Origin of the sequence: Martelella sp. UBA3392 (assembly GCF_002358775.1) — a bacterium.
Lineage (GTDB): Bacteria > Pseudomonadota > Alphaproteobacteria > Rhizobiales > Rhizobiaceae > Martelella > Martelella mediterranea.
Window position 1 is genome coordinate 9,586 of record NZ_DEPM01000018.1, and the last position, 12,696, is coordinate 22,281.

The window sequence follows — 12,696 nt, forward strand, 5'->3', positions numbered from 1 at the left end:
ATGGTCCTCGAAACCTTCCCGCTCGCCCCGAACGCCGCCTGCCGCGACATCACGCCCGATGCCCGCGGCTTTCGCCTGACCTATCGCAGCCCCGAAGGCGCGGAGCGGGAGGTCCACGAAGACGAACGACTGCCGGAAAGCCGCAACTGTCCGCTCGACTACCGCCTTGGCGGCATGATGACCTATGGCGGCGGCGGGCCGGATGCCGTGCATGTCGCGCTGGTGATCGTGCTGTCGCAAGGCTTCGAGGGACCGAACGGGCGCTGGATCGCCGTGCCGTTCCGCCCTTAAAATACAGGGACACGGAGCATTTTGCCGGCGCAAAGATTTCATTTGCGCCGGAAATGGTCTATGCGCATTGCCAGATGGAAATGTGAAGGACGAAGCCTCGATGATACCGCGTTATTCCCGCCCCGAGATGACGGAAATCTGGTCGCCGGAAACGAAATTCCGGATCTGGTTCGAAATCGAGGCCCATGCCTGCAACGCGCTGGCCGAAATCGGCGTGATCCCGGAAAGCGCGGCCAAGACCATATGGGAAAAGGGCAGCACCGCGACCTTCGATGTCGCCCGCATCGACGAGATCGAGGCCGTCACCAAGCATGACGTCATCGCCTTCCTCACCCATCTTGCCGAAATCGTCGGCCCCGACGCCCGGTTCGTCCATCAGGGCATGACGTCGTCCGACGTGCTCGACACCTGTTTCAACGTCCAGCTCACCCGCGCGAGCGACCTGCTGCTCGCCGACCTCGACAAGCTGCTTGCCGCCCTGAAGCGCCGCGCCTTCGAGCACAAGGACACGATCACCATCGGTCGCTCGCACGGCATCCATGCCGAACCGACCACGTTCGGGATCAAGCTCGCCCAGGCCTATGCCGAGTTCGACCGCTGCCGCGACCGGCTTGTCGCCGCGCGCGAAGAAATCGCCACCTGCGCCATCTCCGGCGCCGTCGGCACCTTTGCCAATATCGACCCCAGGGTCGAGGAACATGTCGCGGAAGCCATGGGCCTGAAGCCGGAGCCGGTCTCGACCCAGGTGATCCCGCGCGACCGGCATGCGATGTTCTTCGCCACGCTCGGCGTGATCGCCTCGTCGGTGGAGCGGCTTGCGACGGAAATCCGCCACCTGCAGCGCACCGAGGTTCTGGAAGCGGAGGAATATTTCTCGCCGGGCCAGAAGGGCTCGTCGGCAATGCCGCACAAGCGCAACCCGGTTCTGACCGAAAACCTCACCGGGCTTGCCCGCATGGTGCGCAGCTTCGCGCTGCCGGCGATGGAGAATGTGGCGCTGTGGCATGAGCGCGACATTTCGCACTCCTCGGTCGAACGGATGATCGGCCCCGACGCCACCGTAACGCTCGATTTCGCGCTCGCCCGGCTCACCGGCGTGATCGATAAGCTGCTTGTCTACCCCGAGACGATGATGAACAATCTCAACAAATTCCGGGGGCTGGTTCACTCACAGCGCGTGCTGCTGGCGCTGACGCAGGCCGGCGTGTCGCGCGAGGACGCCTATCGCCTGGTTCAGCGCAACGCCATGCGCGTCTGGGAGGAAGGCAAGGACTTCCTGGAGGAACTGCTCGCCGACGAGGAAGTGCGCGCCGCCCTTTCCGAAGAGACGATCCGCGAAAAGTTCGACCTCGGCTACCACACCAAGCATGCCGATACCATTTTCAAGCGGGTTTTCGGCGAAGCCTGACGCCCGCTTCTATCCAAGACGACGATCCTCATGAAAGCCTCCGAAGCAGATATCCTTCTTATCCCCGGCTACAAGAATGCCGGGCCGGGACACTGGCAGAGCCGCTGGGAGCAGAAGCTCTCGACGGCCCGGCGGGTGGAACAGGCGGAATGGAACAAGCCGGTCGTGGAGGACTGGGTCGACAAACTCGTCGAGACGGTAAACGCCTCCACGCGCCCGGTCGTGCTGGTCGCTCATTCCCTCGGCATCCCCACCGCGATCCTCGGGCTGCCCAGGTTCGAAAAACCGGTGGCCGGCGGTTTTTTCGTCGCGCCGCCGGAGGTCGACAATCCGAAGATCCGGCCGAAGCATCTCCAGACCTTCGGCCCCTATCCGCGCGACCCGCTGCCGTTTCCGAGCATCGTGATCGCCAGCCGCAATGATTCCTTCGGCTCCTTCGATCACGCCGGCGACGTCGCCAATGCCTGGGGCTCGGCCTTCTTCGATGTCGGCGAGGCCGGGCATATCAATGAGGAAGACGGGTTCGGGCCCTGGCCTGAGGGCATATTGATGTTCGGGCGGTTTCTGGCGCATCTGTAAGGCAGAATAACGCCGGAGAACGCGGGACTTCACGATATCTCGGACACGCTTTCAGCGGACTGAATTCTCTTCCGTTTTCAAATCAGAATTGACTTTCTTCATTCATGGACCACACTTGTAGGGTCGGTCCACGATGACTTTTGCATCCGGATCGGCCAAATATAGAAAATCGAGGGGAGCGCGCGAACCGGGCTGATGCGGCCTTGCAGCCGAGCAAAGCAAGTCCAGCATCTGTCAAAACCGCCTCCAGCAAGAGGGCAAACGTTGACGGAGGACAGGAGTGAGTTTTGGAGCAAATCGGGAATAGCGGCCGCCGCAATCGAAGGCTCGGCAGTCGCGATGGTGGCGCTTGACGTCTTCAGTCTCAAGATCCGGGCCGTCAACGACAGCTTCAAGGCGATCGCAAAGGGAAGCGACCTGGTCGGCGCAAATATTCTCGATTGGGTTCACAGAGACGACCGGCCGGTGCTGCAATCCCTGCTGACCACGGCGGAGAAGAAGGGCAAGCCGCTTACCCGGGAAATACGTTTCGGCCCGCGGCCCGATGGTCCCTGGCGCTGGATGCTCTGCTCCAACAAGCCCTTGCGGCCCGAACACGAAGGCCGCAAAGCGCTTTCCCTGCTGAGCTGCACCGATATCAACGCACAAAAGCTGCGCGAACTGGAAGCCAACGAACGCGCCCATCGCTGGGACTATGCGCTCGTCAGTTCGGGGCTCGGCGTATGGGACCATGACTACCGGCGCGGCCAGTTCTTCTATTCGCAAACCTGGCTGACGATGCGCGGCTATCCCGGCGGTGGCCCGCAGCCCTTCGGATCGACCGAGGAATGGCTGCAACTGGTCCACCCGGACGATCGCGATTTCGTGGCCAACGCGATCGAGCGCCAGAAGACCGGCGATCCTCAATACATGAACTTCGAATACCGCGAGCGCCATGCGGATGGACACTGGATCTGGATCGAGTGTCGCGGCGACGCGGTATCGAGCTTCTCCGACCACAAACCGGCACGCATTGTTGGCACGGACCGCGACATCACCGACCGCAAGAATGCCGAAATGCTTCTTTCGCGCACCCGTCAGCGGCTCGAACTGGCCCTGAGCACCTCCCGCATCGGCGTGTTCGAGTACAATCCGGCGACGGGCCTGGTGATTGCCGACAAGCGCATCTGCGAGATTTACGGATTTGGGGAAGAGGCCGAAACCTACCACGCCAGCCGTCTTGGCGCGATCACGGACCCGGATGACCTCAATCGCGTCAAGACGGCATTGAGTTCGCTGAAACCCGGCGACCCTCCGGTCTCGGATGAGTTCAAGATCAACCGGGAGGACGACGGCTCCGTGCGTCATGTTCGCGCTCTGATGACCATGCGGATCGACGATGAAGGGCAGCAGAACATTCTGGGCATCAACTGGGACGTGACCGAAGAAGTGCGGCTGCGCCAGGACCTGATCACCGCAAAGCAGCTCGCCGAAGCCCGCAATTTCGAGCTCGACCGCGCCAAGTCCGACATCGAGCAGGCGGCCCTGCACGATTATCTGACCGGCCTGCCCAACCGACGCTTTCTCGACGATGAATTGTCGCGCCGCGTCGAAATGGCGCCGACAACGGCCGGCAAGATTGCGCTGATGCATATCGATATCGATGACTTCAAGGCCGTCAACGACAGCTACGGGCATGGCGCAGGCGATGCGGTGCTGCGCCATGCAGCCCAGGTTCTGCTGAGCGTCAGCCGCCACAATGATTTCGTCGCGCGCGTGGGCGGCGACGAATTCGCCTTCATCTGCAGCTACACAAACGGCGCCGCCGGCCTGGAACAGGTTGCAAAGCGCATGCTTCTGGAACTGTCCAAGCCACTCGAAGTGGGCGAGCATCGCATCCGGATCGGCGCCTGCGTCGGCATCGTCACCGCGGACGCCTGCGAAGACCTGTCCGCCGGCAGTCTGATGAAGAACAGCGACCTCGCCCTCAAGCTGGCGAAGCAGCAGGGCAAGAACCGCATCGCCTTCTACTCAGCCGATCTCAAAAGCGCGGTTGCCGCCAACCGCACGCCTGTCGACCGGCTCATGCAGGCGGTGGAGCAGTGCGACTTCATCCCCTTCTACCAGCCGCAGTTTGACGCGAAGACGCTGAGGCTGACCGGCATCGAGACGCTGGCGCGCTGGCGCCACGCTGATGGCAGTTTCGGCCAGCCGTCGGAATTCATGCCGCTGGCGGAAACGCTGAACCTGATGAACATGATCGACACCAGCATCCTCGCCCAGGCGACCAGCGATTTTCGGCGTTGGAGCGATCTCGGGCTCGATCCGCCGGGCATCTCGCTCAACCTCTCGCCGCGCCGCCTGAGCGATCCGGCGCTGGTTTCCGCGCTGGAGGAATTCGAGCTTCCGGCGGGCAAGCTGACCTTCGAGCTTCTGGAATCGATCTTCCTGGACGAGCCGGACGATATCAGCGCCTACAATCTGAAGCAGCTCAGGAGGCTGGGCATCTGCATCGATGTCGACGATTTCGGCACGGGATACACATCGATCAGCGGCCTCCTGAAGGTCGCGCCCAACGGCCTCAAGATCGCCCGCGAACTGGTCCTGCCACTGCCGCATTCGCCCGATCAGCGCGCGATCGTCAAATCGATCATCGACATCGCCAAGACGCTGAAGATCAAGGTTATCGCCGAAGGCGTGGAAACCAGGCGCCACGCCGAGATCGTGACCAAGCTCGGCTGCGACGTCCTTCAGGGCTACTGGCTTGGCCGGCCGATGCCGGCCAGCGAAATAGAGAAGGTGCTTCGCGAGCAAACCGTAGTGGCGTGAGCGGTCGCCCGCTCCGATTGCCAGTCAAACGTCCGCTATACCAGCCGGCTCTGCTCCAGAGCGGCCTCGATGAAGCTTGCAAACAGCGGATGCGGCTCCAGCGGCCGGCTTTTCAGTTCCGGATGGTACTGTACGCCGATGAACCAGGGATGGTCGGCATATTCGATCGTTTCGGGCAGAACGCCATCCGGCGAGATGCCGGAGAACACCAGCCCGCAGGCCTCGAGCTTGTCGCGATAGCCGAAATTCACCTCGTAGCGATGGCGGTGGCGTTCCGAGATTTCGGTCGTGCCGTAGATCTCGGCAATCTTGGTCTCCGCGCCAAGATGGGCCTTGTAGGCGCCGAGCCGCATCGTCCCGCCGAGATCGTCGCTGTCGGACCGCTTCTCAAGCGTGTTGCCCTTGACCCATTCGGTCATCAGGCCGACGACCGGCTCGCTGGCATTGCGGTCAAATTCCGTGGACGAGGCATCCTTGATGCCGGCCAGATTGCGCGCCGCCTCGATAACGGCCATCTGCATGCCGAAGCAGATGCCGAAATACGGCACCTTGTGGGTGCGGGCAAAGCGGGCCGCCTGGATCTTGCCTTCCGAGCCGCGCTCGCCGAAGCCGCCCGGCACCAGAATGCCATGGACCTTTTCGAGATAGGGGGACGGGTCCTCCTTCTCGAAAATTTCCGACTCGATCCATTCGAGATTGACCTTGACCCGATTGGCAACGCCGCCGTGATGCAGCGCCTCGATCAGCGATTTGTAGGCGTCCTTCAACCCGGTATATTTACCGACGATCGCGATCGTCACCTCGCCTTCTGGGGTGCGGATACGCTCGCTGACCTTTTTCCAGGCATCCATGCGCGGCACGGGCGCCGGGTCAATGCCGAAAGCGTGCAGCACCTCGTCGTCCAGCCCTTCGTGGTGATAGGCGAGCGGCACGTCGTAGATATTGGCGACATCGAGCGCCTGGATCACGGCGGATTCGCGCACATTGCAGAACAGCGACAGCTTGCGGCGCTCGGCCTCGGGAATTTCCCGGTCGGCGCGCACCAGCAGGATATCGGGATGAATGCCGAGCGCCTGCAGTTCCTTGACGGAATGCTGGGTCGGCTTGGTCTTCAACTCGCCCGCCGCCGGAATATAGGGCATCAGCGTCAGGTGAACATAGACGGCGTTGCCGCGCGGCAGATCGTTGCCGAGCTGGCGGATCGCTTCCATGAACGGCATCGCCTCGATATCGCCGACCGTGCCGCCGATCTCGCACAGCACGAAATCGAAATCCTCATTGCCCTCGAGCACGAAGTCCTTGATCTCGTTGGTGACGTGCGGAATGACCTGCACCGTCGCGCCGAGATAATCGCCGCGGCGCTCCTTGTCGAGAATGTTCTTGTAGATCCGGCCGGTGGTGATGTTGTCGGTCTTGGTCGCCGAGCGGCCGGTAAAGCGCTCGTAATGGCCAAGATCGAGGTCGGTCTCCGCCCCGTCATCGGTGACGAAAACCTCGCCGTGCTGGGTCGGGCTCATCGTGCCCGGATCGACATTGAGATAGGGATCGAGCTTCCTGAGCCGGACCCGATAGCCCCGTGACTGCAGCAATGCACCGAGTGCTGCCGCGGCAATGCCTTTTCCGAGGGAGGAAACCACGCCGCCTGTGATGAAAATATATCGCGCCATGGGCTTATTCCGATACCGTTTTCAAACCGATTCTGCCAGAGCCTTTACGCAAAAAAGCCCATGCATCCCCGGTCGATTGTCACAACAATGCCGCATCGCCGACGCTTGCGCGCGACGAGCGGCCCAAAGAAATGCCGGCGGGATGGCCCGCCGGCTGATGTCAGTTCGAGTGCGGCGATCAGTCGCCGGTGGGAACGCCGGTGGCGTTCGAATCTTGCGCCGGGGTGCTGACGGCCGGAGCCGAAGAACCGTCGCTGCCGCTCGGAACGCCGCTCTCATTGGGCGCAGCCGGCGTCGTGGTCACGGAACCACCAAGCTGGTTGAGGATGCCCTGCCCGTCGGTTTCGGCGTTTTGTTCGATCCGGTCGAGAATATCCGACGGATTGCCCTGGTAGCGGGCGAGAATGCCGAGACCGAGCGAGGTCACGAAAAACAGCGTTGCGAGAATGGCCGTGGTGCGCGTCAGCGCATTGGCCGTGCCGCGCGCGGTCATGAAACCGGAACCACCGCCGATGCCGAGCCCGCCGCCTTCAGACCTCTGGATGAGGATCACACCGGCCAGCGCAACGACGATTATCAGGTGAATTACGATCAATACCGTCTGCATGAATGTCCAATCCGGCCCCGCCTTGAAGGTCCGGGCCCGCTAGAATAACTGGCGTCTCTCTACATGAGGCCGGCCAGCAATCCAACCCCTTTTTCTGGCCGTTTTCGGCCCGATCCGCCGTCGATTCCTACTTTGCCGAGGACAGGATATCCTCATAGGCCTGATAGATGGCGAGGAAATCGGCCGCTTTCAAGCTGGCGCCGCCGATCAGCGCGCCGTTGACATTGGGCACGCTCAGCAATTCGCGGGCGTTTGCCGGCTTCACCGAGCCGCCATAGAGAAGCCGGATTTTCTCGCCCGCCGCGCCGAAACGCTCGACCAGATCCGCGCGCATGGCGGCATGAACCTCGGCCACCTGCTCCGGGCCCGGCGTCTGGCCGGTTCCGATCGCCCAGATCGGCTCATAGGCGATGACCGTGTTTTCGGCCGTCGCGTCGTCCGGCATGGATTCAAAGAGCTGGGTCTTCAACACTTCCATGGTGCGGCCGGCAGCATGTTCCTCGCGGCTTTCGCCGATGCAGACGATTGCCGTCAGTCCCTGGTCATAGGCCGCGCGCGCCTTGGTGGAAACGGTGCGGTTGGTTTCATGGTGCTCGGCGCGACGCTCCGAATGGCCGACGATGACATGGGTGGCGAGGCAGTCCTTGATCATCTCCGCCGAGATATCGCCGGTATGGGCCCCGGAGCGCGCCTTTTCATGGCAGTCCTGGCCGCCGATCAGCAGTCGCGTGTCTTCCGTCAGCGTGGTCGCGACGTAAAGCAGCGTGGCCGGCGGGCAGATCAACGCGTCGACCTTGTCGGCAAGCCCGCCGCTCACCCCTTCGGCGATGGCCCGGATCTGAGCCAGCGAGTCGCGGGTTCCGTTCATCTTCCAGTTACCGGCGACCATGGGGCGTATTGCGGCAGTCATCTTCGTCTTTCTCCCATTCATTGCTTCAAGGCCGGCCCGGCCGGCAAAGGTTCTCCCTTGTCGTCCGTTTTGCGCGCGCCGTCAAAGGGCGTTTTGCCGCCCGCAGTTTGACAGCAGGCGCAATCACGGCTTTATAAGGCGCACCATGCTATCCACACCCTTATAGCGAGAATTTGGCGCGGCATCGCTTCGCGACCAAAACTTTGCCAGAATAGCAGGGTGATTCGCCGCAAAGCGTCGATTATGGCGCAAACCGATCTTTACAGGCTGCCCGACCCTATGGACAACAGCAAAGACCTCTTCGCCGATCTTGGCGGCAGCAAGGCCGAAACCGATACAGCGCCGCCCGAGCGCTCAAGCGCCAGCAAGCCGAGGAAATCCGCGCCCGCTTCCGTGGAAAACGCCGACTATGGCGCATCCTCGATCCGCGTGCTCGAAGGGCTGGAGCCGGTGCGCATGCGGCCGGGCATGTATATCGGCGGCACCGACGAGAAGGCGCTGCATCATCTGTTCGCGGAAGTCATCGACAACTCCATGGACGAGGCGGTCGCCGGCCATGCCGATTTCATCGACGTCCATCTCGACGCCGAGGGCTTCCTGACGGTTACCGACAATGGCCGCGGCATTCCGGTGGAAAACCATCCGCAGGTGCCCGGCAAGTCGACGCTGGAAGTGATCATGACCAAGCTCCATGCCGGCGGCAAGTTCGACGGCAAGGCCTATGAGACCTCCGGCGGCCTGCACGGCGTCGGCGTCTCGGTGGTCAACGCGCTCTCCGATGTGCTGGAGGTCGAGATTGCCCGTGACCGGCGGCTTTACCGGCTTACCTTCTCGCGCGGCGTGCCGCAGGGCGAACTCGAGGATTGCGGCCCGACCCAGAACCGGCGCGGCACCAAGATCCGCTTTCACCCCGATGCCGAAATCTTCGGGCCGCGCGCGAAATTCGATCCGGCCCGCATCTTCCGCATGTCGCGCTCCAAGGCTTACCTGTTCGGCGGCGTCAAGATCCGCTGGTCGTGCGATCCCTCGCTGGTCGAAGGCAAGGAGGACCTGCCGGAAAAGGCCGAGTTCCATTTCCCCGGCGGGCTGAAGGATTACCTCGCCGCCACCATCGGCAAGGATTTCACCGTCACCCGCGAGATTTTCGCCGGCAAGAACGAGAAGACCGGCGGCCATGGCGCTGTCGAATGGGCGGTGGCCTGGTATGGCGGCGACCCGAATGTCCATTCCTACTGCAACACCATCCCGACACCCGAGGGCGGCACCCATGAGGCCGGCCTGCGCCAGGCGCTGATGCGCGGGCTGAAGAACTATGCCGAGATGATCGGCAACAAGCGCGGCGCGCAGATCACCACGGATGACGTGATGATCTCCGCCGTCGGCATGCTCTCCGTATTCATCCGCGAGCCGGAATTCGTCGGCCAGACCAAGGACAGGCTGGCGACCGTCGAGGCGCAGAGGATCGTCGAAAACGCGCTCCGCGACCCCTTCGACCTTTATCTCTCCGCCAATCCCGCCGAAGCCGAAAAGCTGCTCGACTGGGTGGTCGAGCGCTCCGAGGAGCGGCTGCGCCGGCGCAAGGAGCGCGAGGTCAACCGCAAGACCGCGGTGAAAAAACTGCGCCTGCCCGGCAAGCTTGCCGACTGTTCGCAGAATACCGCCGCCGGGGCAGAACTGTTTCTGGTCGAGGGCGATTCGGCTGGCGGCTCCGCCAAGCAGGCGCGCAACCGCTCCAATCAGGCGATCCTGCCGCTTCGGGGCAAGATCCTGAACGTGGCAAGCGCCGGGCGCGACAAGTTCACCTCCAACCAGTTGCTTGCCGACCTGATCCAGGCGCTCGGCTGCGGTACGCGGACGAAGTACCGCGAGGAAGACCTGCGCTATGAACGCATCGTGATCATGACCGATGCGGACGTCGACGGCGCGCACATCGCCTCGCTGCTGATCACCTTCTTCTATACCGAGATGCCGGAGCTGATCCGCCAGGGCCACCTCTATCTGGCGGTCCCCCCGCTCTACAAGCTCTCCCAGGGCGGCAAGACAGCCTACGCCCGCGACGATGCCCACCGCGAAGAGCTGATGAAGACCATGTTTTCAGGCCGCGGCAAGGTCGAGATCAGCCGCTTCAAGGGGCTTGGCGAAATGCTGCCGGCCCAGCTCAAGGAAACCACGATGGACCCGAAGAAGCGCACGCTTCTGCGCGTCGATATCGATGAGATCGATTTCGAAGGCACCAAGGCCGCCGTGGAAGATCTGATGGGCACCAAGGCGGAAGCCCGCTTCCGCTTCATCCAGGAAAATGCGGCGTTTGCGGAGAATCTGGATATCTGACGAGGAGCGCCGGCCCGGAGACGTTCTCACGGGGCCGGTGTCATACGCCTGATAACGAGCGAGGGCACTACCTCCATGACGGACACTCCCGCCGTCTCACACGAGGTGCTGCCATGAAATCCCTGCTTTCCGCCACTGCCCTTATCGCCGTGCTTGCCGCAGGCGCCCATGCCGCCGATATCGGCAAGACAATTGCCGTCGATTGCCCGATCAACGACTGCGACGCCCCAGTCAGCCTGACATTCGCCGGTGAATTCGCCATCGATACCGGCACCATGGTCGACGGCGTCGAGTTAGGCGGCATTTCCGGGATCGATTACGATGCGGAGACCAACCGTTACATCGCGATCTCCGACGACCGTTCCCAGAAGGCTCCCGCCCGGTTCTACGAACTCGGCATCAAATCCGGCCCCGACGGTATCCAGGATGTCTCCGTCGTGCGGACCGTTACGCTGAAGGACAAGGACGGATCGTCCTTCGCGGAAAAGACGGTCGACCCGGAGCAGATCCGCCTGTTCGGCGACAATCTGATCTGGTCGAGCGAGGGCGACGGCAAGGCGATGATCGCGCCGTTCGTGCGCATCACGTCGACCGATGGCGATTTCGTGCGCGCGTTCACCCTGCCGGAAGGCTTTGCGCCGAGCGAGGACCATGCCACCGGTATCCGTAACAACAATGCCTTCGAGAGCATTGCTGTGCTGCCCGAAGGCGACGTGCTGGTGGCCAATGAGGCAGCGCTCTATCAGGACGGCCCCGCCTCGACGCTCACCACTGCCAGCCCCACCCGGATCGTGCGCTACGATGCCGAGAGCGGCGAGCCGATGGCGCAGTACATCTACATGATCGACCCGATTCCCCACGCACCGGTCGACGGCGGCGCATGGAACGACAACGGCCTCTCCGACATGATGCCGCTCGACGACACCCGTCTTCTGGTTTCCGAGCGCAGCTTCGCCGAAAACCGCGGCTTCACCATCCGGATCTTCATGATCGACCTCGACGGCGCGACCGATGTTTCGGCCATCGCCTCGCTTGCCGACAGCGAGGAAACCATCGTGCCGGTGGCCAAGACGCTGATCCTCGATCTCGGCGCCATCGGCCTTGCCCCGGACAATATCGAGGCGATGACGATCGGCCGATCGGACGACGGAATGCCGCTCCTGCTGCTGGCCTCGGACAACAATTTCAACGCCGAACAGAAGACCCAGTTCCTGGCCTTCCGGATCGAAAGCCTGTCCGGTCTGAACCGCTAAGACGGCCCTTGCAAAATCAAAGAGGCGGGGCCGCGTCACCGTGAAACGCGGCCCCGCGATCTCGCCGGAAGGCACCGGGTGGAAGATTGCTGTTAAGGTTAATTATGTGTCGAAGAAACATGGTGTTAGGGAAGAAACTAAAACCATGGGACCAACGCGTTAAACCAGTTTCTCCGCAAACGCCAAGATTGAGCCGGTTTCCGCGCTTGTCGGGCATGGATACGCTCTCTATAGTCTGTACCTGACAAAAAAGAAAAGCGCTGTGAAACAATGACTTCGCGCCGAAACTTCATCATCGCCTCTGCCGCTGGCCTGGCCGGCGCGACCGGTCTTGCCAGGGCCGAGACCCGACCGGGAACGGTCACCCGCAATCTGCCCGGCGTTGCGCTGGAGGCTGAGCCTGTCGGCCGCGATGGCTTTGCCCTCGCGCTCGGCGGCGGCGCGGCCAAGGCCTTCGCCCATATCCCCTATCTCCAGAGCCTGGATGAACTCGGCATCAAGCCGAAACAAATGACCGGCACGTCGATGGGTTCGATCATCGGCGCGCTCTACGCCAGCGGTATGAGCGGCGACGAAATCCGGGAATATGCCGTCGACTTGCTGACCCAGCGCCAGTCGCTGCTGAAGCGCCTGCTGATCGATACCGGCGAAACCTGGGGCTCGCTGTTCAACCTGTTCCGGCCGGCCGTGATCGAGCCCGAGGTCCTGTTCGCGGCGCTGCTGCCTGCAGACCTGCCCGCCGATTTCGCCGAGCTGGAGATACCGCTCGCGATCGTCGCGACCGACTTTTACGAACAGAACGAATATGTGATGCGGGACGGTCCGCTGCTGTCGGCGATCGC

Annotated in this window: 10 protein-coding genes; 7 read left to right on the forward strand and 3 right to left on the reverse strand. The window is 62.5% G+C overall.

The annotated features are described in order from the left end of the window. From B4E36_RS01540 to B4E36_RS01555, 4 genes are all read left to right on the forward strand, one after another. A partial coding sequence (locus tag B4E36_RS01540; protein WP_345899895.1) for a DUF2259 domain-containing protein occupies positions 1-291 on the forward strand: 291 nt, incomplete at its 5' end. Between the two features lie 100 nt (positions 292-391). After that, on the forward strand, positions 392-1,699 hold the full coding sequence (gene purB, locus B4E36_RS01545; protein WP_292056107.1) for an adenylosuccinate lyase: 1,308 nt from the start codon (positions 392-394) through the stop codon (positions 1,697-1,699). A 30-nt stretch (positions 1,700-1,729) separates the two neighbouring features. Continuing rightward, positions 1,730-2,278: an RBBP9/YdeN family alpha/beta hydrolase gene (locus tag B4E36_RS01550; RefSeq protein WP_292056105.1), complete on the forward strand. Its 549-nt coding sequence runs from the start codon at positions 1,730-1,732 to the stop codon at positions 2,276-2,278. Between the two features lie 195 nt (positions 2,279-2,473). Beyond that, entirely contained in the window at positions 2,474-5,086 is a 2,613-nt protein-coding gene (locus tag B4E36_RS01555) for a sensor domain-containing protein (protein WP_345899896.1), read from the forward strand. A gap of 35 nt (positions 5,087-5,121) precedes the next feature. Here B4E36_RS01555 and B4E36_RS01560 read toward each other — a convergent pair whose 3' ends face one another. The 3 genes from B4E36_RS01560 to tpiA form a co-directional block, all read right to left on the reverse strand. Beyond that, positions 5,122-6,753, reverse strand: coding sequence for a CTP synthase (locus B4E36_RS01560; protein WP_292056102.1), 1,632 nt, complete (start codon positions 6,751-6,753; stop codon positions 5,122-5,124). A 178-nt stretch (positions 6,754-6,931) separates the two neighbouring features. Continuing rightward, the gene (gene secG / locus B4E36_RS01565) at positions 6,932-7,360 is read right to left on the reverse strand and encodes a preprotein translocase subunit SecG (protein WP_292056100.1); all 429 of its coding nucleotides are present in this window, start codon (positions 7,358-7,360) and stop codon (positions 6,932-6,934) included. 127 nt (positions 7,361-7,487) lie between these two features. After that, on the reverse strand, positions 7,488-8,270 hold the full coding sequence (gene tpiA, locus B4E36_RS01570) for a triose-phosphate isomerase (RefSeq protein ID WP_292056099.1): 783 nt from the start codon (positions 8,268-8,270) through the stop codon (positions 7,488-7,490). Between the two features lie 279 nt (positions 8,271-8,549). Here tpiA and parE point away from each other — a divergent pair, with 279 nt between their 5' ends. From parE to B4E36_RS01585, 3 genes are all read left to right on the forward strand, one after another. Beyond that, positions 8,550-10,601 carry a DNA topoisomerase IV subunit B gene (gene parE, locus B4E36_RS01575; RefSeq protein ID WP_345899897.1) on the forward strand — a complete coding sequence of 684 codons (2,052 nt, stop codon included), beginning with the start codon at positions 8,550-8,552 and terminating at the stop codon, positions 10,599-10,601. A gap of 113 nt (positions 10,602-10,714) precedes the next feature. Next, complete coding sequence (locus B4E36_RS01580) at positions 10,715-11,854, forward strand: esterase-like activity of phytase family protein (RefSeq protein WP_345899898.1); 1,140 nt, start codon at positions 10,715-10,717, stop codon at positions 11,852-11,854. 270 nt (positions 11,855-12,124) lie between these two features. Then, positions 12,125-12,696: patatin-like phospholipase family protein (locus tag B4E36_RS01585; RefSeq protein ID WP_345899899.1), on the forward strand; the 572-nt coding region annotated here is incomplete at its 3' end.